25 protein-coding genes are annotated in these 23,108 nt (G+C 52.4%); 13 read left to right on the top strand and 12 right to left on the bottom strand.

All coding sequences use genetic code 11. The annotated features are described in order from the left end of the window. Positions 1-133 precede the first annotated feature (133 nt). The 3 genes from C7K08_RS07530 to C7K08_RS07520 form a co-directional block, all read right to left on the bottom strand. Entirely contained in the window at positions 134-364 is a 231-nt protein-coding gene (locus C7K08_RS07530) for a hypothetical protein (protein ID WP_161955838.1), read from the bottom strand. Positions 365-591: 227 nt separating this feature from the next. Continuing rightward, positions 592-885 (bottom strand): nucleotidyltransferase domain-containing protein, encoded by a 294-nt coding sequence (locus C7K08_RS07525; RefSeq protein WP_106500022.1) that lies wholly within the window; start codon positions 883-885, stop codon positions 592-594. Beyond that, entirely contained in the window at positions 882-1,490 is a 609-nt protein-coding gene (locus tag C7K08_RS07520) for a nucleotidyltransferase substrate binding protein (RefSeq protein WP_206603823.1), read from the bottom strand. The genes C7K08_RS07525 and C7K08_RS07520 overlap by 4 nt, the downstream gene beginning before the upstream one ends. On the opposite strand from C7K08_RS07520, the gene C7K08_RS07515 reads away from it, so the two are divergent. Both C7K08_RS07515 and C7K08_RS07505 read left to right on the top strand, forming a co-directional pair. After that, entirely contained in the window at positions 1,387-1,686 is a 300-nt protein-coding gene (locus C7K08_RS07515) for a hypothetical protein (RefSeq protein ID WP_106500026.1), read from the top strand. The genes C7K08_RS07520 and C7K08_RS07515 overlap by 104 nt on opposite strands. A 302-nt stretch (positions 1,687-1,988) precedes the next feature. Further along, positions 1,989-2,456 carry a hypothetical protein gene (locus tag C7K08_RS07505; RefSeq protein ID WP_106500020.1) on the top strand — a complete coding sequence of 156 codons (468 nt, stop codon included), beginning with the start codon at positions 1,989-1,991 and terminating at the stop codon, positions 2,454-2,456. A 2-nt stretch (positions 2,457-2,458) separates the two neighbouring features. Here the strand turns inward: C7K08_RS07505 and C7K08_RS07500 are convergent, their stop codons facing one another. Next, positions 2,459-2,782: a hypothetical protein gene (locus tag C7K08_RS07500; protein ID WP_241537132.1), complete on the bottom strand. Its 324-nt coding sequence runs from the start codon at positions 2,780-2,782 to the stop codon at positions 2,459-2,461. A gap of 32 nt (positions 2,783-2,814) precedes the next feature. Here C7K08_RS07500 and C7K08_RS07495 point away from each other — a divergent pair, with 32 nt between their 5' ends. From C7K08_RS07495 to C7K08_RS07485, 3 genes are read left to right on the top strand one after another with little or no spacing between them, the layout of a single operon-like run. Further along, a complete protein-coding gene (locus C7K08_RS07495) occupies positions 2,815-3,672 on the top strand; it encodes an alpha/beta fold hydrolase (RefSeq protein ID WP_241537131.1) in 858 nt (285 codons plus the stop codon). Further along, complete coding sequence (locus tag C7K08_RS07490; protein ID WP_241537130.1) at positions 3,651-4,541, top strand: aldose epimerase family protein; 891 nt, start codon at positions 3,651-3,653, stop codon at positions 4,539-4,541. The genes C7K08_RS07495 and C7K08_RS07490 overlap by 22 nt, the downstream gene beginning before the upstream one ends. Positions 4,542-4,576: 35 nt before the next feature. Further along, positions 4,577-6,604, top strand: coding sequence for an SGNH hydrolase domain-containing protein (locus C7K08_RS07485; RefSeq protein WP_133165177.1), 2,028 nt, complete (start codon positions 4,577-4,579; stop codon positions 6,602-6,604). On the opposite strand, the gene C7K08_RS07480 is transcribed toward C7K08_RS07485, so the two are convergent. Continuing rightward, entirely contained in the window at positions 6,581-7,705 is a 1,125-nt protein-coding gene (locus C7K08_RS07480; protein WP_106500017.1) for an FAD-binding oxidoreductase, read from the bottom strand. The genes C7K08_RS07485 and C7K08_RS07480 overlap by 24 nt on opposite strands. 8 nt (positions 7,706-7,713) lie before the next feature. Between C7K08_RS07480 and C7K08_RS07475 the strand changes: the two genes are divergently transcribed. Beyond that, positions 7,714-8,976 (top strand): four-carbon acid sugar kinase family protein, encoded by a 1,263-nt coding sequence (locus C7K08_RS07475; RefSeq protein ID WP_106500016.1) that lies wholly within the window; start codon positions 7,714-7,716, stop codon positions 8,974-8,976. A gap of 9 nt (positions 8,977-8,985) precedes the next feature. Here C7K08_RS07475 and C7K08_RS07470 read toward each other — a convergent pair whose 3' ends face one another. Genes C7K08_RS07470 through C7K08_RS07455 form a run of 4 tightly spaced genes read right to left on the bottom strand, consistent with a single transcriptional unit; the run spans position 8,986 to position 12,305 of the window. Continuing rightward, positions 8,986-10,263: a (Fe-S)-binding protein gene (locus tag C7K08_RS07470; RefSeq protein ID WP_106500015.1), complete on the bottom strand. Its 1,278-nt coding sequence runs from the start codon at positions 10,261-10,263 to the stop codon at positions 8,986-8,988. Positions 10,264-10,268: 5 nt separating this feature from the next. Continuing rightward, positions 10,269-10,637: a DUF5615 family PIN-like protein gene (locus C7K08_RS07465; protein WP_106500014.1), complete on the bottom strand. Its 369-nt coding sequence runs from the start codon at positions 10,635-10,637 to the stop codon at positions 10,269-10,271. Continuing rightward, the gene (locus tag C7K08_RS07460) at positions 10,634-10,852 is read right to left on the bottom strand and encodes a DUF433 domain-containing protein (protein ID WP_106500013.1); all 219 of its coding nucleotides are present in this window, start codon (positions 10,850-10,852) and stop codon (positions 10,634-10,636) included. The genes C7K08_RS07465 and C7K08_RS07460 overlap by 4 nt, the downstream gene beginning before the upstream one ends. A gap of 22 nt (positions 10,853-10,874) precedes the next feature. Next, positions 10,875-12,305 carry an NADP-dependent isocitrate dehydrogenase gene (locus C7K08_RS07455; RefSeq protein ID WP_106500012.1) on the bottom strand — a complete coding sequence of 477 codons (1,431 nt, stop codon included), beginning with the start codon at positions 12,303-12,305 and terminating at the stop codon, positions 10,875-10,877. 171 nt (positions 12,306-12,476) lie between these two features. On the opposite strand from C7K08_RS07455, the gene C7K08_RS07450 reads away from it, so the two are divergent. From C7K08_RS07450 to C7K08_RS07425, 6 genes are read left to right on the top strand one after another with little or no spacing between them, the layout of a single operon-like run. Next, entirely contained in the window at positions 12,477-13,235 is a 759-nt protein-coding gene (locus C7K08_RS07450; protein WP_106500011.1) for a biliverdin-producing heme oxygenase, read from the top strand. Further along, a complete protein-coding gene (locus C7K08_RS07445) occupies positions 13,236-14,255 on the top strand; it encodes a glycosyltransferase (RefSeq protein WP_106500010.1) in 1,020 nt (339 codons plus the stop codon). Between the two features lie 28 nt (positions 14,256-14,283). Next, positions 14,284-16,170, top strand: a complete 1,887-nt coding sequence (locus C7K08_RS07440) for an ABC transporter ATP-binding protein (protein ID WP_241537129.1) — start codon at positions 14,284-14,286, stop codon at positions 16,168-16,170. Between the two features lie 4 nt (positions 16,171-16,174). After that, positions 16,175-17,164 carry a KpsF/GutQ family sugar-phosphate isomerase gene (locus C7K08_RS07435; protein WP_193464823.1) on the top strand — a complete coding sequence of 330 codons (990 nt, stop codon included), beginning with the start codon at positions 16,175-16,177 and terminating at the stop codon, positions 17,162-17,164. Continuing rightward, positions 17,164-18,003: a 3-deoxy-8-phosphooctulonate synthase gene (gene kdsA, locus C7K08_RS07430; RefSeq protein ID WP_106500007.1), complete on the top strand. Its 840-nt coding sequence runs from the start codon at positions 17,164-17,166 to the stop codon at positions 18,001-18,003. Before C7K08_RS07435 ends, kdsA begins: the two co-directional genes overlap by 1 nt. Next, on the top strand, positions 18,000-18,500 hold the full coding sequence (locus tag C7K08_RS07425; protein WP_106500006.1) for a KdsC family phosphatase: 501 nt from the start codon (positions 18,000-18,002) through the stop codon (positions 18,498-18,500). Before kdsA ends, C7K08_RS07425 begins: the two co-directional genes overlap by 4 nt. Here the strand turns inward: C7K08_RS07425 and kdsB are convergent. Beyond that, positions 18,434-19,264 carry a 3-deoxy-manno-octulosonate cytidylyltransferase gene (gene kdsB, locus C7K08_RS07420; RefSeq protein WP_106500005.1) on the bottom strand — a complete coding sequence of 277 codons (831 nt, stop codon included), beginning with the start codon at positions 19,262-19,264 and terminating at the stop codon, positions 18,434-18,436. The genes C7K08_RS07425 and kdsB overlap by 67 nt on opposite strands. Continuing rightward, positions 19,261-19,956 carry a glycosyltransferase gene (locus C7K08_RS07415; RefSeq protein WP_106500004.1) on the bottom strand — a complete coding sequence of 232 codons (696 nt, stop codon included), beginning with the start codon at positions 19,954-19,956 and terminating at the stop codon, positions 19,261-19,263. Before C7K08_RS07415 ends, kdsB begins: the two co-directional genes overlap by 4 nt. 62 nt (positions 19,957-20,018) lie before the next feature. On the opposite strand from C7K08_RS07415, the gene C7K08_RS07410 reads away from it, so the two are divergent. Next, a complete protein-coding gene (locus C7K08_RS07410; RefSeq protein WP_106500003.1) occupies positions 20,019-22,382 on the top strand; it encodes a UvrD-helicase domain-containing protein in 2,364 nt (787 codons plus the stop codon). Here C7K08_RS07410 and C7K08_RS07405 read toward each other — a convergent pair. Beyond that, positions 22,356-23,108: O-antigen ligase family protein (locus tag C7K08_RS07405; RefSeq protein WP_133165176.1), on the bottom strand; the 753-nt coding region annotated here is incomplete at its 5' end. The genes C7K08_RS07410 and C7K08_RS07405 overlap by 27 nt on opposite strands.

Raw genomic sequence — 23,108 nt, 5'->3', positions numbered from 1 at the left:
GGTAATAATGGTGTGAACGCGGAGCTGAAATGGTTCGATGGGCGAAATCAGGAGGTTATAGTGCATCTTTCAAGAAATAAAGATAATATTAATTGGCATGCTGCAAGATATATTAATTAAATTGTATTTTTAATTAAAGATAAAAATCTCCTGGTGTGCAYTGAGTCATCCATTGTTCTAAAACTTCAGCTGGTGTTTCCAAATCTTGATGTTCATCRATTAAATCCCAGATTTCCCAGTAGATCTGTTCCACTTGCAATGGCAAGCCCTCGTATCCCTCCAGGGGGTTTGCATCACTTATTTTTTCATGAATTAATAGTAGTGATTTAAGCACCAGTCCAGTTTTGCCTTGGATCGTGGGCATTTGATCCCACCTTTTTTTGATTAAATAGGTCCATTCTTTAACGGCCTTAGTGTTTTTTATTTCGGGATTGCTGGAAGCTGGCTGCAGTGTTGGTTCTGGCAATATTGCAGTTTTATTTGGCTCRCGYAAAATCCAAAGCAAGCTTTTTCTTAGTAGTTTTCTTAKCGGCAAGCTGCACCTAAGCTATTTGCKCAYATTCTAGGCAGCTTATTCTGGTTTTGCGTTATTTATAGCAATATGCCCACAGCTTCGATATGAGCTTTTAARCCGCCATGTTCAATGCTTTCCCAATGGGTTATGTCTATTTTGTAAGGAGTRGCAAGTTCATCAAATGCTGTTGCCAGTTGAGTGCTGTAATCTATGGGGCTACTGAAGGCAATATCAATATCGGATCCCTGTTTTTCAAGCCCCAGAGCCCTTGAACCATATAATTTGAACCAGMGGATTTCTGGATATATTTGCTTTACGGATTGAATTTGTTCAATTGTTTGGCTTGGCAGGCCRCCAATAACTGCCTTCACGGCCGTTTCTCCAGTTCAGCTGCAAGTTGCAGTAATTCTGGCGCAAATGTTTCTCGAATAAGCATTAAAGCCTGATTTGCCCTGGCTTGATCGTAGGTGTGGGCCATCAAATTGCGCTGCTCAAGCATATCAATCCACAACTGACCATTTTTAAGTAGCCCATAGCTAAATGCCTGCCTTAAAACCTCCCTTGGTAACTGGGCATCAATGCCTTCGTAGGAAAGCAAATCCTTCAAGGTTTTCCAGCTCAATTCAAAGCTGAATTCGTAGGCTTTAACAACAGCCATGCCAATCACCTCATCGTTGATGCAGGCGTTGTGGGCTTCTAGGGCAGCTTTGAGCTGGCCTAGGGCCCTTTGCAGGTTTTCTAGCCGTTGCCGCCAGCGTAGATCGGTGATTTTTCCTAGAGCAATGAATTTGCCCTGATTTTGCCTGATATCGGCGCTATTTGCCCCTTCCGCGCCAAAGGCTGCTATTGTGTAACRAATTCTTAAGCRGCTGATGTTTCTTAGTTTCTTCGGCTTTTTATTTGCGGCACTTTCTTTTGTGCAGGTGCCCCAGTGGGATAACGATTGGACAAAATGTTCAGTCCATGTGCCCGACACCGCATGTCATTGGTATGTGGTTAACCCCGACAACACCTTTGGCAAGGGTTTTAGTTGGCTCACTGCCCCTGAATACGACGTGGCTGCCCTGCGTGACATCGGCTACCAACACGATCTAACCGTTGCCCAGGGTTATAAAACAACRGTTGAATTAATGAATGTTGATGCAGGTGTTAAATACGGTGATGATTATTAAACGKYGATGAWTATTAATTKTATATKGCAATRTATATAATTAATAWTYACTTWTTAAYTAATTTCCAYAGCCACCAAACTGCCAAGGCAGCTAACACCCAGGGTAGTAAAGCCCTAACAATAATCAGGGAAATTACTAATATCGCACCTGAAATAGCCAAGCGTTTTGCTAGCGCTTTTGATTCCTCTGTCATGTATTGCCAGCGGGGAACTAAGGCCATGCAGATTGGTTTTTYAATTTGGTTAAATCTGCCACACARCTGCKCCCSATAGTTGTTACGMTTTGTAAAATTATTCATTTCCATGACCTCTGATTGGGACGCACTGTTTTCCGCCCTTCCCCCTGAAGAGCTAGATAAGGTTGCCTTGCTGCGCATGATCGAGTGCACCAACGGTGTAATCCAGCACCAATTCAGAGATGGTTCAGATGATGCTTTGAGTGTGGAAGAAACCAGGGCCGCCATGAAGTTTTCCATGGGCTGCATCAAAAATATGACTATTCCCCTGGGTGAYGAACTCATTAGCTTTGCCCCTGCCACAGCTGAACTTGTTGGAAAACTGCGTGATTTGTATGTGAGTGGGGTTAAAAATGGCAATCAAATTGCCATGGCTGAATTCTTTATCGCTTCTGAAGCAAATCTCAGGGCCGTTGGSATGGAGCGTATCGAAGCTGCTAAACGTTTAATTTTTTACCACATATATGAACTTCCGCCCCACACCCTCGATTGGGGAATCGACTACATCCGTGGATTTGTTGGTGCAAATAGATAGTTCTATTCGCGATTAGCAAGYACCCAGAAACCAGTTGCTAAAACCGCCAGCAAGGCCATGCTGGCGGCCCAWCTGGGGCTAAGCGCCCAGCTCAACAGCAATTGCCACACCACGCCAACTCCCACCGCTAGGGCCACACTGCTCAGCACCAAAAGCACTTGGCGTTTTATTTCTGCCACCCCCGCAGCCACTAATTCAGCCTCAAACCTCGCGATTGGGCCGCTYAAGGGCACATAAAAAGCCAGTGCCCATAAAGCGCTGCCGCTGAAYAGCACACTTAAATCAGCATCAACCATGGGCAGAGCTAACCGTTGCAGGTGGAGCATCCTTAGCATCCGCAAACATCTTTGATTTGGCCGTGAAGGAACCCTGGAGCTTTCGCGGCCACCCCATTCACAGCCTTGARCGCACCAGCAGCGCCGGKATACCAGTSCTCTTGGTGCATGGTTTTGGTGCTTCCACCTACCACTGGCGTTTCAATATCCCCGCCCTGGAGCAGCACCATCCAGTGCATGCCATTGATCTGCTCGGYTTTGGTGCCAGTGCAAAACCAGCTGGTGAGGCCTATGGCGGTGAACTRTGGCGTGATCAACTCTGCGCCTATGTGCACGARCGCATCGCTGAACCAACGGTGTTGGTGGGTAATTCCCTCGGCGGTTATGCAGCCCTAGCCGCCGGTGCCGCCCTCAAGGAGCAGTGCGCTGGTGTGGTGCTGCTKAATGCCGCYGGGCCTTTTAGTAGTGAACAAAAACCAGCCCAGGGTTTAGCTGCCATCGCCCGCCAAACCATTGCGGGCGCCTTGCTGCAAAGCCCTGTGCTGCAGCGCTTGATCTTTGAAAACCTGCGCCGTAGAGCCACGATCCGCCGCACCTTGAATCAGGTTTACGTGGATAAAACCAATGTGGATGAAGCCCTGGTGGAGGCCATCAGGACCCCATCTTTGGATCCAGGTGCCTTTGGGGTGTTTCGTACGGTTTTTGATTTCCCTAAAGGCGAACCGCTCGACCATTTGTTTGCTGAGTTGCAAGCCCCGTTGCTGTTGCTTTGGGGTATCCGCGATCCCTGGATCAATGCTGTTGGTCGCAGGGCCCTATTTCAAAGCCACGCCCCCGCTGCCACCACTGAAGTGGTTTTGGAAGCTGGCCATTGCCCCCACGAYGAACAGCCGGCARTTGTTAATGCAGAGCTGCTGCAATGGTTAAGCACGCTCGCTTAAATTCAACGGCTATGGCCCTGCAACAACAAACCAGCCCCTACCCCCATTGGCTATTCACTGATGCCAGCAGCGGTGATCAAATCCGTTTAGTGCCTGAACGGGGTGGCTTGCTCAGTGGTTGGTGTTGCGGTGGCAATGAAATCGTTTACCTAGATGAAGCCCGCTTTTTGGATCCAAGCCAGTCGATCAGGGGCGGAGCACCGGTGTTGTTTCCCATTTGCGGCAACCTGCCAAACGACCAGTTGCCCCTAGCTGATGGCCGCATCGCCACCCTTAAGCAGCACGGCTTTGCCCGCACCATGCCCTGGCAAATATCGGCCCTGGATGATGGCCGTGGGGTGCGTTTAGAGCTCAGTGATACCCCYGCCACCCTGCTGGATTTCCCCTTTGCTTTTTTGCTGCAGCTTGATTACCGCCTAGCCCCTGGCGCCCTTGAGGTAACTGCCACCCTCCACAACAGGGCWAGCCAGGCCCTGCCATTTAGCTTTGGCATCCAYCCCTATTTCAATGTGAGTGGCCTTRGCGAYCTCCAATTTGAAGGGATGCCTGAGGAATGYYTAAAYCACAARCTGATGGCCCCCGGYGCCACCAGTGAGCAATTGCAACAGCTAGGGCAGGGCATCGAYCTGCTGGTGCGCCCCAGCGCTGATGTGGCCTTAGTTGATAAGGCAGCAGCAAGGCGCCTACGCATGGAACTGAGCAGCCCTTGGAACCTGGCAGTGTTTTGGACTGATCCCCCCAGACCGATGGTTTGCATCGAACCCTGGACTGGTCCACGTCAAAGTTTGATCAGTGGYGATGGCAAGTTGGAGCTGGCTGCCGGTGMAAGCMAGGTGTTGCAGTGCCGTTATGTGGTGGAAAGCATTTAGTGCYGAGGTTTAACTACCGCCCTGAYATCGATGCCATGCGTGGCATCGCCGTATTGGCGGTTTTTATTTATCACCTGAATGAGGCCTGGCTGCCCGGTGGCTTTACCGGTGTAGATGTTTTCTTTGTGATTTCCGGTTACGTGGTAACCGGATCGTTGCTGGGTCATCAAGGGGAGGGGCCATGGCAGCAATTGGCTGGTTTTTATGTGCGCAGAATTCGGCGGCTACTGCCAAATCTCTTGGCATCTGTTGGTGTAACCAGCCTTGGCATAGCGCTGCTGGTGCCACCATCAGAAACCCGCAGCCTCTTTGTTGATGCGGTAAAAGCGCTCTATGGCTGGTCTAACAATCGCTTTGCGGCAAAAGCAACCGATTATTTCGGCCTTGATTCCAACCTCAACCCCCTATCCCACACCTGGTCTTTAGGGGTTGAGGAGCAGTTCTATCTGATCTTTCCGCTCTTGCTATTGCTGATYGGCGTGGGCCGCAGGCGGGCAYTACCAATCCTGCTGGGCCTTTCACTTGCATCCCTCGGCCTCAGTTTGTGGTGGACCCAGGAAGCGCCGATATTGGCGTTYTTTTTGATGCCCAGCCGCTTTTGGGAATTRAGCGCCGGTGCCGTGCTGTTGCTTGCCCAGTTAAAGGGCTTTGGCGGCCACTTAAACCGGCTTTGGTTGCGCCTTGGCGGCTATGGGCTGATGTTGCTGGCCTTGCTYAAAACATCTTCCCTGCAATGGTTTCCAGCCCCTGGCGCCCTGGTGGCGGTGTTAGCAACTTTGTTGCTGTTGCAGGCGGGCTATGGGGCYACATCAGAACGGTTTTTGCCCTGGCGAGGCCTTGAGCGCTTTTTAGTGGCTTGCGGTTTGATTTCCTATTCGCTCTACCTCTGGCATTGGCCAGTGCTCACYTTTTTGCGCTGGACCTATGGCATCGATCGCTTTTGGCTCTACAGCCTGGCGATTGGTTTGTCTTTTGGCTTGGCCTGGTTGGCCTATGTGCTGGTGGAGCAGCCGGTGCGGCGGCGGCCCCTRTCAGCCCCCTTTCAATGGGGCCTTTCCTTGGCAGCCATSGCTGTTACCTGGACGGGCATCGACGCTCTAGCCCATCCCTATAGGGGCAAGTTTTTTCTTGGTAGTGGCGTAGATCCTGTGCCAAAACTCGAAAAGATTGCTGAACATCGGCCTGTGATTGTTGGMACCGATATCAGTGATGCCAGTTGCAGTGTTGCCAATTGGTTGCCTTACAACATTAAGAACAGAACCGATTTCAGCCGTTGCAGTAAAGCGGGGCTTGCCGGTGCCGGAGAAATATTTTTGCTTGGTGATTCCCATGCCCATCACCTGCTGCCAATGTTAGATCAAGTTACAAATAARACYGGTCAAAGTATTAGTTTTACATTTAAAAGTAGTTGTTTAATCAGCCCTGATATAACAGTTAGCTTTGATAATAAACCCTATGAACCCTGTCGCTCATTTGCAGCAGGTGAAATCGAYCGTGCMATTCAGCGGCTGAAGCCAAACGACATCGTTTTGGTTTCTACMTGGTTAAATAAACAATTGGCTGATATTGATGGCCGCGGCAGGCCAAATGATTTCCCGGTTTATGTGMATGGCAAACGYYTAACYCCAGCCCAGGTTCGCTCTGCCTACATTGCAAGTAGCCGCCGCATCGCCAAGCAATTAGCGGCAAAAGGCATTCAGTTGGTGTTGGTGCTTGATATCCCAACCCTGGCTAGGGAGCCCGTGGTTTGTGAAGCTTGGGGCAAATTATTAGCTAATCGAGAGGGGGGCACATTTTGCTCACCCACGGCTGMAATCACAGCCGAGATGCAAACCACCCTGCGCAACACCCTGGCCCAGGTGGCAAAGGGTTTACCAAATGTGCATATCTTTGATCCCACCGATCAACTTTTATTTGCAGGTCGCGTGCAACATCGACGCCCAGATGGCACCTTGCAATATGCCGATAGCCATCACCTTAGCTATTCCGGCAGTAAGGGTTTAGCAGAAGGATTCCAGCGTTTTCTYAATAACCAAGGTTTAACAGGAGGCAACACCAGGTAGGCGGCCGCGGCAAAGTTGATTCAATGGGTCGAATTGTTTTTTAACAGCTTCTATTARGGGCTTTGCTTTTACATCGGCCCAGGCATCTAGCTTGCTGTTATTTGGGCTTTGCAGCACGGTTAGGTAGCCGCTGCGCCTTTCGCAGGCACGCCTAAGGGCTTCCACCCTGTAGGGCGCCATCCCCTCGAAGGCAGCCTGGGCAAGGCCTAGGCCACTGGCTGCCCCCAATTGCAATTGCCAACCCTGGGCAACTGGATCTTGCATAAATTCAACTATTTTTACTGGTTCAAGGCCCAGCCGCAGCAACCATTGGCCAGCTTCTACGGTTGTTGAAGTTGTTGGTTGGGGGAGMTTTTCCAATTGGATATTTGGCGTTAATTGCAATTGCAGTTGTTGCTCTTGAGCAAGGTTGCATAGGCCCAGTTGCAGGCATGKTGCTGCMCCTGGCCCCTGGCGCCATTCAATAAATTCCAGCGCCATGGAGCTATGCAAAAGCAACTGTTGGCGCAGTTGTTGTAGATCTTCTAGTGCACCTTTTAGCYGCACTATTTGCCGCGCCTTGGGCAATGGCATGGTGCGCAGGGTTAGTTCGCTGATTAGGCCAAGGCTGCCCCAGCTGCCACAAAACAAACGCATTAGGTCGTAGCCGGCCACATTTTTAACCACCTTGCCGCCGGCTTTTGCTGCGGTGCCATCACTGCGCAAGAGGCTGATCCCTAGCAATTGATCACGCAGGTCGCGGTAGCGGTGGCGCAGGCGGCCGCTTAAACCCCGTGCCACTAAACCGCCGATGCTGCTGGGGCCAGCCAGGGGYGGATCCAAGGGCAACCATTGATCCTGGGCGGCAAGAACCTCCTGCAGTTTGGCTAGGCCCAATCCGGCTTCYACCGTTACGGTGAAATCGGCTACGGCATGGTGAATAACGCGGTTGCAGCGGGCCATGCTCAGCACCATGCCTGCATCCGCCTGCAAGGCAGCACCCCAATGCAGGTGATTGCCAAGGCCGCTCGGTACCCATGGGCTGCCATCGGCATGGAGTTCAAGCACCAATTGGCTTAATTCCTCGCGCTCTGGCATTACAACTGGAGCGAGATCCGGCATGCCGGCAGATGGAGCACAACATCAAGATCATCGTCTTTGACGATGACCCCACAGGCTCACAAACCGTTCATGGTTGTTCTTTGTTGTTGAATTTCAGCAGCAGCAACCTGGCGGCGGGCCTTGCAGACCCCTCTGCCCTCTTGTTTTTAATCACCAATAGCCGTGCCTTAGAACCCGAACAGGTGCGGGATCAACTGCAGTTGATCTGCGCTCGGCTCAAGCCGCTTTTAGAAAATTATCAACGGCCTTGGCTGGTGGTTAGCCGCGGTGATTCCACCTTGAGGGGCCACACCCCCTTGGAGCAGGAGCTGATCAGCGCTGGCCTTGGGCCATTCCACGCCAACCTGTTGGTGCCAGCATTCCCCCAGGGGGGTCGCACCACTGAGGCGGGCAGCCATTTGCTCCATGGCAAACCGGTGCATCTGAGCGCCTTTGCCGCAGATCAGCGTTTTGGTTATCAAACCAGTGTGCTTAGCGAGTGGTTGGCTACTAAAAGTGCTGGCCGCATAAATGCAGCCCAGGTGGCGCTTTTAARAGCAAATCAACCATTGGCTGATTTAGCGGTAGGCCAATGGGCGGTGATTGATGCCCACACACCAGAAGATTTAGATGAGTTAGCTAAAACCCTGCGGTTTGAATTGATAGCTGGCGGTAGGCGTCACTTTTGCCAAAGCGCCGCCAGCTTGCTGAATGGTTTGGCTGAACTCAAGCCTTGTTTACTTAGCAAAGCTGATCTACCCCCCTGCCGCGGCCCTGGCTTGGTGATAGTGGGATCCCATGTGCCCCTGGCGGATCAACAGTTGGARCTGCTGCTTGCTGAACCCGGCTGCAGGGGTGTGGAATATCCAGTTGATCAGCCAGCAGCAACAGATTTTGAGCCGTTGCTGTTAACCAAGCTGCAATCAATCCGCAGCCAGGGGCTAACGCCAGTGCTGTTTAGCAGCCGCGGTGAACGGCGYGGCTGCAGCCCAGCCCAGCAGCAACAACTAGCCCTAAGGATGGCCAAATTAGCCCTAAGCCTGGGGCCACCTTTGGSTTTTGTGATCGCTAAGGGCGGCACCACCAGTTTTACTTTGTTGCGCGCTGGCCTCGGTTTAGATCGCCTGCAACTTTTGGGCCAGTTGTTGCCGGGCCTTTCCCTGGTGCAGCCCCAACCCCACCATCCAATCTGGGGCGATCTGCCAATTGTTACCTTCCCCGGCAATCTCGGTGATGCCACCAGCCTGCGGCAGTGTTGGCAGTTGCTAGAAGCTTGGCGGCTGGATTGCTAGCTATAGCAATTAACCAAACTCCAATAAACCAGCGCTGCGGGCCAGTAATTCCATGGGATGGGCAACGGGTAAAGGCTTTTTTTGCTCGAGCATGTGTTGGCGTATCTGCAGGCTGCAACCGATGTTGGCGCTGGCYACMATTGCGGCACCGCTATTGATTARATCTKYCGCTTTTATTGCACCTAATTCCGCTGCTTCCTCTGGTTGCACCAGGTTGTAGATGCCGGCGCTGCCGCAGCACACCCCCGCTTCCATCGCTTCTCGCAACTCCAGCCCTGGGATTGCCCTAAGCAATTGCCTTGGTTGCTGGCTAATGCCTTGGCCATGGATCATGTGGCAGGCATCGTGATAAACAACCAGCGCTTCTTTTAATGGTTTAAGCCGCGCCTTAAAACTATCGCTTAGCCCTAATTCATAGAGGAATTCATGCACATCTTTTACCRCTGCCTTAAATCCTGGMTKSCCTGCTARAAGCTGGGGATATTGCTTCAGGGTGTGGCCGCAACCGGAAGCGGCAACAAGGATTGCATCAAGCGGTTCGKYGGCGGCGGCTCGATTGAAGCTGCCCACTAAATCCMTGGCGAGGGCTTGGGTTTGYTTTAGTTCCCCCTGGTGATGACTCACCGCCCCGCAACAGCCTTGACCCTCCGGCAGCAGCACTTCCACCCCATTGGCTGCAAGCACCGCCAAGGTGGCGGCGTTAACGCCAGGATCAAATACGCGCTGCACGCAGCCAAGCACTAGGCCAACCCTGGCGCGGCGCGGCCCTTCAGCGGGAATCAGCCCCACCGGATCTTTGGCCTGGGGTGGCAAGGGCGGCAGCAGCTGTTCCATCGCTGCGATTTCCGCGCCAAATAGGCGCGTTATGCCGCTGCGGCGAGCAAGTTGTTGCAGCGGCGTGCCGGCATAGGCCTGCAACGGCAGCATTAGGGCCCGCAACCGCTGGGGGTAGGGCAGTAGGGCAAGTAAAAGTCGCCGCAATTGCCGCTGCCAGGGGGTGCGCAAGCTGGGGTTGTTTAGTTGGGGCCGCACCTGCTCAAGCAGTTGGTCGTARCGCACTCCGGCGGGGCAGGCGGTAACGCAGGCAAAGCAGCCAAGGCAGCTATCAAAATGRCTWGCCACGGTGGCATCAAGCGTTAGTTCGCCGGCCTCGATCGCCTTSAGGCTATGGATGCGACCCCGGGGTGAATCCATCTCCGTGCCCAACACCCGGTAGCTGGCGCAACTGGGCAGGCAGAAGCCGCAGTGCACGCAGGGGTCGGTGGCTAAGGCTGAAGATGAATTCATAGCAACTATTCTGCATATAAAGATCTATTTTTTAGCTTCATTCGAATTTCCACCCAGGGTTCACCCTCCCGCAGCAGTTCTAAAGCCTTTGGTAGCGTGGAACTAAGAACTTGCTGAAGAAAAATATTGTTGCTATTTCCTACCCTGAGCCAGATCACCTGGGGAGGTGGGCCTTCATCCTTGAGAAGCAACAAAAAGTCTCTGTCTTTGGTTACAATAATTGCGCCAGACATTCTGGCTTTTTGAAAGATTTCTCGATCGCTTGCTTTCAGTAAACCAATATCTCTGAGCGGGGTTGCTGATACTCTTAGGCCTTGATCATTTATCCACTTAGCTATCAGTGGAGACAGCTGCGCGTCAAGCCAAAGATTCATCCTAAAAGCACTGGATGGTCTATCTCGTTGGCAGCATACTGAAGGGCTGCATTTAGATCTTCTTGTTCTAGATCAGGAAAATCATCGAGAATTTGATTGCTGCTTAATCCTGCGGCAAAGAGATCAAGAACATCTTTAACTCTTATGCGCATTCCTCTTATGCAAGGCTTTCCTCCACATTGAGCGGGGTTATAGGTGATCCGATGAAACTCCATGCAGGTCCAGTTTATATACGTATTATGCCTTGAAATGACGCACCACCGCTTCTGCAAAACCGGAACAGCTAAGYGGTTCCACCGGYGGTTCCAAGAGGCGGGCTAGGTCGTAGGTAACTTCAGCATTGGCAATGGCAGCGCTGAGGCCAGCAGTGATTAAGTTGGCCGCCTCTTGCCAGCCCATAAATTCCAACATCATCACACCGCTGAGAATCACCGAACCGGGATTAATGCGATCAAGGCCCGCATGTTTTGGTGCCGTGCCATGGGTGGCTTCAAAAATGGCAGCGCGATCGCCGATGTTGGCCCCTGGTGCCATGCCAAGGCCCCCCACCACCGCTGCAGCAGCATCGGAGATGTAGTCACCATTGAGATTAAGGGTTGCCAGCACMGAATATTCCTGGGGCCTGGTTTGGATTTGTTGAAAGATGCTATCGGCGATTCGATCATCTACCAGCACCATTTCACGCCATTTGCCATTGCCATGGCTGGCGCCAATAGTTGCTAAAACCAGCTCAACTTCAGCATCGATCGCCTCGCGTTTATCAGGGGTGAGATTGTTGTAACCCGGTTCGATCAAGCGGCCATTATCTGCAATTGAAAGCAGTGGATTCTTTTCTTGATTCGCCAGGATCCAGCTCTCCCTTTCGGTAACACAATCGGCACGAAATTCAGTGGTTGCTAATTCATAGCCCCAATCCCTAAAGCCACCTTCGGTAAATTTCATGATGTTGCCCTTATGCACCAGGGTTACGTGGCGGCGATTGCCCTCAAGCCGCAGGGCATGCTGCATCGCCCGGCGGATGTGCCTTTGGGTGCCAGCTTTGCTAACGGGTTTGATRCCAAGGGCAGAACCCTCYYTAATGCGTTTCTTACCTAATTGCGGGCTGGCGGGAATAACGGTGTTGTTTAAATGCTGCAGCAACTCTTGGCCCACGGGGTCGGTGGCGGCCCATTCGATGCCGATATAAATATCTTCTGTGTTTTCGCGGTAAACCACCACATCAAGGTCTTGGGGGCGTTTGTGGGGGCTTGGGGTGCCGCTGTAATAACGGCAGGGCCTCACACAGGAATAGAGATCAAAGATTTGCCTAAGGGCCACATTYAAAGAGCGAATCCCACCGCCGATTGGTGTGGTGAGGGGCCCTTTGATGGCAACCCCATAGGTTTCGATTGCGGTGAGCGTGTCTTGGGGCAGGTATTGATAGGTGCCATAGAGCTCACAGGCTTCATCACCGGCATAAACCTTGAACCATTCAATGCTGCGTTCACCGCCATAGGCCTTAGCCACAGCAGCATCGAGCACCATTTGGGTGGCGGGCCAGATGTCAACACCGGTGCCATCGCCGCGAATAAAGGGAATGATCGGGTTGGCTGGCACCACAGGAAGGCCGTCCACAAATTTAATTGCGGCGCCGCGGCTTGGGGCTGTGAGCTTTTCGTAGATAGCCATCTGGGCGTTAGCCGCAAAAGTTATGGGTTAGATGAGCCTAGTTTTGCGTGTTCTGCGGTTATTGATGCTGCCGAACTGGCCCAAGGGCTCGTAATCCTTCGCAACTTTTGCAGCCCTTACTAGCTATAGGGCGCCTACGCTCCAATCAAGATTGCCCGTGCACCTGGCCCCATGGCTGTTGCCCTCGATTCAAACGTTGCCCTCACTAGCGCTGATGCAGCTGTTCCCTTAGCTACCCAGCTGCGGGAGGGAACTAAAAAATCCCACACCATGGCAGAAAATACTGGCTTTGTTAGCTGCTTTCTAAAAGGGGTGGTAGACAAACTCAGCTATCGCAAGCTGGTAGCAAGTTTGTATTTCGTATATGCGGCAATGGAGGAGGAGATCGATCGCCTCCGGCAAAATCCAGTGCTGCAACCGATCGCCTTTGAGGCCTTAAACCGTCGCGGCGCCCTTGAAGCAGATCTTGTTTATTACTACGGCGAAAATTGGATCGAGCAAAWCCAACCAACAGCAGCGGCTAAGGAATATGTAGCCCGCATCCATGAATTAGCAAATAGCGCCCCCGAACTACTGGTGGGTCACCACTACACCCGTTATTTGGGTGATCTATCCGGTGGCCAAATTCTGAAAACCATTGCCCAAAAAGCAATGAATATGCAGGGTGATGCTGGTTTGCAGTTTTATGTATTCCCTGCAATTGAGGATGAAAAGGCTTTTAAAAATACCTACAGGGCTGCATTGAATGCGTTAGTGATTGATCAGGTGATGGCTGATCGGATGGTGGAAGAAGCCAACCATGCTTTTCACCTCAATATGAAACTATTCCAAGAGCTCGAAGGCAATTTGGTGGCTGCCATTGGCAAGGTGTTGTTTGGTTTCCTCACCCGCCGTCAAATCACTGGCAGTACCGAAACTGTTAATAACTGAGTGAGTAGCCGCCCCCTGCGGTTTTTAGTACCGGGTACCAGCGCCCGTTTCCGCTGCGGTGGCTTGCTGGTGGAGCTGCAAAGTGCTCGCCTATGCGCTGAATTAGCGCCTTCGGTGGAGGTTGTTACCTATCGCCAAAGGGAACCGGGCCATCTGTTCCTTGCCGATCTGTTGCAACAGGAAGCAACACCAGGGGAAGCCCTATGGATTGTGAGTTGGGGTTTTGATGTGCCYGCGTTATTGCGGCAGTTGCGCGGTAGACCCGTTGCTTACCACGCCCATAGCAGTGGTTATGGCTTTCAGCTACCCCCTGGGGTGCCGGTGCTGGCCGTGAGTAGAAATACGCTTGGCTATTGGGGTGATCGCGCCCCAAGGGCACCATTGCAACTGGTGCCCAATGCTTTGGATCCAGCTTTTGGCAACAACACAACTGCTGCTAGCAACACCAGAAGCATTGATGTGTTGGTGCAGGCCCGTAAAACCAGCAGTTATGTGCTCGATTGCTTGGTGCCAGCCCTGCGCAAGCGGGGGGTGGCCGTTGAGGTGCAAAGCGGCTGGGTGGAGGATCTAGCGGCCCTGTTTAGCAGCGCCAAGGTGTTGCTTTACGACTCCGCCGATTATTGGCGCAGTGTGGGCGTAACGGAGGGTTTTGGTTTGCCGCCCCTGGAGGCTCTCGCCAGTGGTTGCGTTTTATTTAGCAGCTTTAACCATGCCCTCGCCGATAGTTTGGATCCAGGCGTAAGCGCATGGCAGATCGGTTGCGGCAGCCTTGCCAATGATTTGGAGCAGATCACAGCAGCAGTTGCAAACCCTGATGCCTTTAGGCCAAAGCCTGAATTACTGGCGGCCCTGCTGGCGGCCCATTCAGAAAGCAAGGTGCAGCAGCGCTGGCAGCRGGCCCTAAACGCTGTTAATCAGCATTGGGATCAGTTGCTTGCTGGTGCACCGGCCTTAAAAAGTGTTCCCAGTTGGCGATTGCGCTGGGGCCGGCGCTTGAGCCGGTTGAAAAGACTGTTCTGAACCGCTTTGGCGCCATAGGGTTGCCGGCGTGACTGCCCATCAACCCCACCGGCCGTCCGTAGGCGGCATAGCGCCCATGGCGTGGTTGCGTAAACGCAGCCAAACCATCGACCAACTATCACGCTTAATTAGTTATTTGCCCCAGGAACGGCGCAAGGCCCTCTGGCAAATCCTGCCGATTTCAGTGCTGCCAGGGCTGCTGGATTTAGCGCTGGTGGCAGTGGGTGCAAGGTTAGTGGGGGCCCTAGTTGGCAATAACTTAGAAGATAAGTTGCCTGGGGTTCGTGTATTTGGCGGCAAACCACTTGATCAAACCCTTTGGTTGATTGCAGTGTTTATAGGCCTTGCCTGGTTTGCATCATTTTCAAAATTATTTCTGCAATTAGTTCAGCAGAAATTAACAGCACGGATTTGGCGTGATYTATCAAATGAAATTCATGCGCGGGTGTTGCGTCAAAAATATGAATATCACCTCACCCGTTCCACAGCGGAATTAACCACCTCAATCCTTTCCAATATCCGCCAGGCAGCCAGTGGTGTGATCAATCCCACCTTGCGCATATTTAGTGCACTGGTATCAATTCTGCTTTTGTCTTTTGGCATTCTTTGGATCGGCCGCTTCCCTGCCTTTTTGCTTTTGATCACGGTGGTGCTGGCTTATTTGGGCCTTTCCACTTTTGTTACCCCATACCTGCGCCACGCCCGCCAACAAAATTTACGTTTAGAGGTGCGCTCTACCCATTTGCTATTGGAATCATTGGCTTCCGTGCGGGATATCACCCTCACTGGCACTGAAGCCCATTTCCAAAAGTCATTTAGTGTGGCAGGGGAAAGRGCCCGCCGTTATGCCTGGATGTCGGCRATGTTGCCGATTGTGCCGCGGCTGTTGATCGAACCATTGGGAATAACTTTGATATTTGTAATCGGTGCAGTGCCTGCATTGATGCAGGGTGAACCGCAAAAGGTATTGGGAATTTTGCCCTTCCTTTCGGCCCTTGCAATTGCAGCCCAGCGGCTAACACCACCCCTACAGGATTTATTCCATTCCCTCACTGAATTGCGGGGGGGGCTGCCCCAGGTGAGCCACACCGTTGATCTATTGGAACTACCTGTGGAGCGGCTCACCCTTGGCTGCCCTGGGGTGCCAAGCCCTGCCGGCATCTACCCGCAACATTCGATTCGCTTGCGGGATGCCTGGTATCGCTATCCAAATACTGAAGAATGGGTTTTGAAGGGTGTGAATCTCACKATTCCGCTTGGTTCTCGCATTGCCCTAGTTGGCAGCACCGGCAGTGGTAAAACCACCACCGCCCATCTATTRCTTGCCCTATTGCAACCGGAGCTGGGTAGTTTTGAGYTGGATGGCAATCCCTTAACGGCAGAAGAGGTGCCRGCTTGGCAGGCAAATTGCGCCCAGGTACCCCAATTTATTCAGCTTTTAGATGCCAGCGTGCGGGAMAATGTGGCCTTTGGCATTRATAACAASCGCATAGACGACGACCGGGTATGGGAAGCATTAGAAGCAGCCCAGCTKGAGGAATATGTGGCTGATTTGCCCTTTGGCCTGCTCACCCAAGTGGGTGAAAATGGCCATCAACTTTCCGGTGGCCAACGCCAACGGCTTGCATTAGCAAGAGCTTTTTATCGCAATTCAGGCTTTTTAGTGTTGGATGAAGCCACYAGTTCCCTYGATAACCGCACTGAAAACGAAGTTATTAATGCCCTTGAGGTGGTGGGTCGCCGCTGCACCACCGTTGTKATTGCCCACCGGCTCAGCACGATTGCCCGCTGCGATCGCATCTATGAATTTGAAAAGGGCGTAGTTAAAGCCTCAGGTAGTTTTGACGAACTGCGGCAGCGATCAGCCAGCTTCCAAGAATTAGCCAGCTTGGAGCGCTTTAGCTCAATTAATTAAGGCGATGCAAAAGCTTGTGCAGGAGGTGTTGTTGCAGGAGGCAGCAGCAATTGCCGCCGCCGCCCAGCGCTTGGATCCAGGCGAAGTTGATCGCGCCTTGGCTTTGCTTGAGGGCTGCCAGGGCTGCGGCGCTAAATTAGTGGTAACAGGCGTTGGTAAAAGCGGCATTGTTGCCCGCAAGATCGCAGCCACATTCACATCGATTGGCCTGATGGCCATCTACCTAAATCCCCTTGATGCCCTCCATGGTGATTTAGGTGTTGTAGCGCCAAAAGATGTGGTGCTTTTGCTATCGCGCAGTGGCGTTAGCAGTGAATTATTGGCGATGCTGCCCCACCTACGCCGCCGCGGTAGCCGTTGCATTGCAATTACCGGTGGTTTGCAATCTCCATTAGCGCTTAGTTGTGAAGTGGTGCTTGACGGTGGTGTTGATCGGGAGGTGTGCCCCTTGAATTTGGCACCCACCGCCAGCACTGCGGTGGCGATGGCGATTGGTGATGGTCTGGCGGCCGTGTGGATGCAAAGGCGCGGCATTTCAGCCCAGGATTTTGCTTTAAACCATCCCGCTGGCGCCCTTGGTCGCCAGCTAACCCTCACCGCTGCGGATTTAATGCTGCCTGTGCAGCGCTGGCCGCCCCTTGCCGCCATGGCGCCATTGCCGGAGGTGTTGGCTGGCCTCACGGCCGCTGGCGTTGGCGCCGCCTGGGTGGCGGATCCCCAGCGGCCYGGCCGCCTGCGGGGTTTAATCACCGACGGTGATTTGCGCCGCACCTTGCAACAAAAGCMKGCCCATCAATGGGCAGGGCTAACCGCCAGCCAGTTGATGACRGCAGATCCAATTACGGTGCAACCYCAGTTATTAGCGGTGGCGGCCWTGGAATTAATGGAACGCAACCGGCGTAAGGCGATCGCWGTTCTACCGGTGCAGGCGGAGGATGGTGAGTTGCTTGGCCTGTTGCGGCTCCATGATCTGGTGCAGGCGGGTTTTAGCTGATGGCCATTGATTTCCCCTTCACTTTGATCGCCGGGCCCTGTGTGATCGAAAGCCGTGAATTGGTGCTGGAGGTGGCAGCAGAACTAAAGGCAATYAGCGAGCGCTTGGCGATCAGGGTGATATTTAAAGCCAGCTTTGATAAGGCAAATCGCAGCGCTGGCGATAGTTTTCGTGGCCCTGGCCTAAACCGYGGGCTTGARATTTTGGCTGARGTGAAGCAGCGATTTGGCTTGCCGTTGCTTACCGATATCCACGAAAGTGAGCAGGCATTGCCCGTGGCGGCCGTGGTTGATGTGTTGCAGATACCAGCTTTTCTTTGCCGCCAAACCAGCCTTTTGCAGGCAGCRGCGGCGGCGGTTTTAGCTGGCCGCGGCGCCTGGGCAGTGAATGTGAAAAAGGGTCAGTTTTTGGCGCCATGGGATATGGCGGCGGTGGTGGAGAAATTGCGGGCGGCGGGCTTAAGGGAGCCTGGYCAGCTTTGGCTMACGGAACGGGGCAGCAGCTTTGGCTACAACACYCTTGTGGTGGATTACCGCAGCCTGCCCCAGCTCCAGGCKTTGGCTTGCCCGGTGATATTTGATGCCACCCATGCGGTGCAACAACCGGGTGGGCTTGGCAAGAGCAGTGGCGGCCAACGGCAATTTGTGGCGCCCCTTGCCCGTGCTGCTGTGGCCGTGGGGGTTGATGGTTTGTTTATGGAAACCCACCCCAACCCTGAAGTTGCCTGCAGTGATGGGCCAAATATGGTGCCGTTGCAGCGGCTGGAGCCATTGCTKAAACAACTGCTCGCAATTCGCGCCGTTAGCCAAGCTGARGCCTWTGCAGCATCAAGCCTATGAATTGGTTTGGCTTAAAACGKCGTTTAGCTGCCATTSAATTGTTGGTTTTAGATGTGGATGGGGTGCAAACGGATGGGGGCTTGATTTATRGCGATGATGGTGTGGTGCAACGCCGTTTTGATGCCCGCGACGGCCTTGGTTTGAAATTRCTSCAGCAGGCGGGCYTGGAATTGGCATTTTTAAGTGGYGGCCGCGGAGAAGCAATMAAGCAACGGGCGCGGCATTTGGGGATTAAGCATTGCTTCACGGCKRTAAGAGATAAGGCAGGGGTTTTGGCGGAATTGCAGGAGCGGTTGCAGATTTCAATTGCTGCCACTGCTTTTATTGGAGACGACGTTAATGATCTGCAGGTGCGCCCCAGCGTTGGGTTGTTAGTAACCCCCGCCAATGGCTGCATTGCCTTAAAACGCAAAGCTGATTTGGTWTTGAATCAACGTGGTGGTGATGGGGCTGTGCGGGAGCTGGTGGAGCAGATCTTGCGGGCTAAGGCCAATTGAGCTGCGGTATCAACCGATAGGGAGTCACCAGCCACCTCAAGGCCGTGGATGCTGATGCCKGCCTCYAGCAAACGCAACTGCTCTAGCTTTTCAGCCTGCTCCAGTGGCGATGGCGACAGATTTGGCCATTGCGCTAACACCTCGGCCCGATAGGCGTAGATGCCCACATGGCCCCAGTAGTTGGCATGGAGATGCCAGTTTTCAGGCTCCACATCACGCACATGGGGCAGGGCACTGCGGGAAAAGGTGAGGCATTGGCCGTTGCTGGCAAGCAAACATTTCACTACGGCAGGGTTGTGGATTTTGTTTGCTGGTAGCCGATAAACGGGAGTGAGCACTTTGGCAGTGGTGCTTTTGCAGGCGGCAGCTAAAGCATCGATCACCGCTGGATCAAGGAAGGGTTGATCCCCTTGCACATTAAGGATCCAGCTGCTTTCAACTRAACTTTTTTTAGTTGAATTGTTTTTAATTAAATTRTTATTTAARGCGAGCAGTTCCGGCAGCACAGAGGCGATGCGTTCACTACCGCTACTGCAATCAGGGCTACTGAGYAGCACAGGCACCTGCTCAGCAAGGCCCCAGGCGTGGATAGCGGTTTTAATCTCTTGGCTATCGGTGGTGAGCACCACCTGTGGGGCTGTTTGAGCCAGTAGGCAACGCTCGATCACCCGAAGCAGCAAGGCTTTGCCACCCACATCAGCCAGCAATTTGCGGGGTAAACGCTTGGATTCAAGCCTGGCTGGGATAACTACAAGGCAGCTCATGTGGGCTGCTGCCAAAGTTGGCTGGCCCGATCTCGGGCGATAAACCATTCGGCTGAGTGGCTGCTTTCTTGGCCTGCAAACCATGGCCCGCCGAGGGTGAAATGCAAAAGTTTTGCCTCTGGATCAGGCGTTTGCACATCAACAAGGTGGTTCCATTGCTCGGGTAGGGCGCCAATTTTGTGATCTTCTAACCACTGGAAACGATGTAATTCAAGACCGCTAGCACTGTTCACATAGGCAGCTGTTAAAGCCTCACATTTGGATGCATTAAACAGCATCAAAGAACTCCAGTTTTTGCGTGGGTAGGCAGTTTGCGGTTCGCCTAGGAACTTAGTTGTTTCATTTGGTTTATGGTTATGTTTAACGCACATCAAGGCATAGGTTTGATCACGTAGGGCCCATAGTTCGCTGATATCAGAGCGGCAGAGCATGTCGCAATCCATAAAAATACCCCAACCTTGAAAATTAAGCAGCTGGGGCACAAGGAAGCGAGTAAATGAAAAGGCGGTGCTTTGTTTTGGATCCTTAGGGCGCCAGTAGAGGTTTTGCTTTTGCAGCTGGGGTGTGATTAATGCTGTGATCGCAAGCGGTGCACTGCTATGGGCTAATAGTGAATCGATCAACACATTTGCAGCGGCCCGTTCGCGGGGATCAACGCCGATGAAGATGGGAATCGAAAGGCTGCTTTCCATCTTATAATGATAGCGGCATGGGCATTTGCTCGCCAGATGCAGGCGCGCCCTAATCTGCCCGAATGACCCAGGGTTTCCTCGCCGSACTCAACGACGCCCAGCGSCAGGCGGTGGGACACCACTGCGGCCCATTGCTGGTGGTGGCGGGGGCAGGCAGCGGTAAAACCAAGGCGCTCACCCACCGCATCGCCCACCTAATCGGTCACCACGGCGTTGATCCAGCTGAATTATTAGCGGTTACCTTCACCAATAAGGCAGCCCGGGAGATGAAGGAAAGGCTGGAGCTGCTGCTCACCCAGCGGTTAGCCCAAAGCAGCTTTGGCCAACCGCTCACCAGCCTTGCAAGCCACGAGCAACGCCAATTGCGCAGCCGCATCTATCGGGAGGTAACAAARGAGCTATGGATCGGCACTTTCCATGCCYTRTTTGCAAGATTATTGCGCTTTGATATTGATAAATATACGGATCCAGATGGYCTCAGCTGGACCCGTCAGTTTTCRATTTATGATGAAGCCGATGCCCAAAGTTTAGTTAAAGAAATTACCGTTCAAGAGTTGCAATTAGATCCCAAACGGTTTGAACCTAAAAAGATGCGTTGGGCAATTAGCAATGCGAAAAACCATGGTTGGTTGCCGCAACATCTAGAGCAGCAGGAGCTRGGCCAGGGGCAAAGGGGCCGCCTGTTGGTGGAAACCTATCGCCGTTACCGCCGTGCCTTAGCCGCTAATAATGCCCTTGATTTTGATGATTTATTRCTGCTGCCAGTGCAACTATTGCAGCAGAATAGCCAGGTGCGTTCCTATTGGCATCGCCGCTTTAGGCATCTTTTAGTTGATGAATATCAAGAYACAAACCGCACCCAATACGACCTMTTAAAGTTAATCGTAACCGATGGTGTGGATCCGGCTCAATTCAAGAGCTGGGAAAACCGCTCRGTWTTTGTGGTGGGTGATGCAGATCAAAGTATCTATAGCTTTCGCGCTGCTGATTTCACAATCCTGATGGGTTTCCAGGGTGATTTTGGTGATGGTGTGGCAGATGGCAGCACCCAAACAATGGTGAAATTAGAAGAAAACTATCGCTCCACGGCAACTATTTTAGAGGCGGCGAATACCTTGATCTCCCGTAATACGGAACGGATTGATAAGGTGCTGCGCCCCACCCGTGGGGCCGGTGAATTAATCAGGCTAAGCCGTTGTGATGATGAGATTGCGGARGCGGAAACAGTGGTGCAACGCATGCGTGAATTGCAGGCGGCCCACCCTGAATTGCGCTATGGCGACATGGCAGTTCTTTATCGCACCAATGCCCAATCCCGCGCCATTGAGGAGAGTTTGGTGCGCTGGCGGGTGCCATACACCGTGGTGGGTGGTTTGCGCTTTTATGATCGCCGCGAGATCAAAGATGTGCTTGCTTATCTGCGCCTATTGGTTAATCAAGCTGATTCKGTGAGTTTAYTAAGGGTGCTAAATGTGCCTAAACGGGGCATTGGTAAAACCACCATCGAGCGGCTAAATGATGCTTCGAGCCAATTGGGAATACCGCTCTGGGAGGTGGTGAGCGATGCGGAATCGGTGCGCACCTTGGCGGGCCGTTCAGCCCGGGGGCTACTGCAATTTGCTGATTTATTAGCCGAATTACGCGGCAAGCTTGATACCTCTAGCCCAAGCGAAATGGTGCAACTGGTGCTGGAGCGCAGTGGCTATCTGGCCGAACTTATAGCTGAAGCAACAGATGAGGCAGAGGAAAGGCGCCGCAACCTGCAGGAATTGGTGAATGCAGCRCTGCAATATCAAGAGGAAAATGAAGAGGGCAATTTGGAGGGCTTTTTRGCATCAGCAGCCCTTGCAAGTGATGCCGACGACAAAGATTTAGCCGCAGAACGGGTGGTGTTGATGACCCTCCATGCCAGCAAAGGGCTTGAATTTCCGGTGGTGTTCATGGTGGGCCTAGAGCAGGGCTTATTCCCGAGCTATCGCTCTTTGGATGATCCAGCYTCGATGGAAGAGGAGCGCCGGCTGTGTTATGTGGGGATTACMAGGGCAAAGGAGCGTTTGTTTTTATCCCATGCCAGTGAAAGAAGGCTTTGGGGCGGCATGCGAGAGGCGGCGGTGCCATCTGCGTTTTTAGCTGAACTGCCGGAGGGTTCACTGCAAGCCGATATTCCCCGCAGCGGTGCCAGGGAGCAGCGGCTGGAGCGGCTCACCAGGATCGATCGYGAACCGGCTAAAAACCCTTCCATGGSGAATAGAAATGCTGCCCAAGTTTGGGCGGTTGGTGATCAATTACAGCATGATGTGTTTGGGGAAGGCAGAGTTACCCATCTATTTGGTAGTRGCGAAAAGATCTCAATTGCCGTGAAATTTCCTGGCATGGGCCCTAAAATTCTGGATCCGCGTTTAGCTCCGATCCGGCGTAGTAACTGAGCCGTTAACGCTAAGGGGGATTGCTAGCAATATTCCTGTAAAAACTTGGGTGATGGGCCAGTGGATGAGGGACACATCAAAAAAACCTTGGACAAATATATATAGAAATGCAGCCTGACCTGTTCTTAATGCAAACTTATCTAAACCATGCTCAAGCTTGCGCCAATTATCTATAAGTAAGTAGATGCAAATGCCAAGGCCAAATAAACCCAGAATCCCTGCATTTGCCCAAAGCTGAATGTAGATGTTATGGGCATGGTCTAATATTCCAGAGGTTACTTGTTGATGGCAAAAGTTTTTTGAATTCTCATAACCTGTGCCGTAGATAAAACGGTTGCTTCCACTGAAAGGTAGCTGCAAGTAGCAGCGTTGGATATCTATCCTGCCCATGTCTGAAATGAAGTCGAACCCTGTTAAGGAAATAACGCTTGATGGCCGCAAAAATTTAAGACTAAGAATTGTTGAAATTCCTAATATTGCGGCTAAAGGTATAAACTTAAGCAGCTCACCTTTTTGATGCTCTTCACGTAGTTTAACTGCTAGTAAGGCTATGGCCGTGGCTATAACACCTGCTCTTGATTGGGAATGCCAAAGAAGAAATATGCAAAAGAAAGCTGGAATAGAAACAAATAGCATATTTAACTTGCTTTTGGAAGCACTCCAAAGCCAGCAGATGCTAATAATTGCTAGAAGCCCAATTAGGTAGGTTGTTTGATTCCTGCCAGC

Source organism: Synechococcus lacustris str. Tous (assembly GCF_003011125.1).
Lineage (GTDB): Bacteria > Cyanobacteriota > Cyanobacteriia > PCC-6307 > Cyanobiaceae > Synechococcus_D > Synechococcus_D lacustris.
This window is presented reverse-complemented; position numbering and strand designations above follow the sequence as displayed.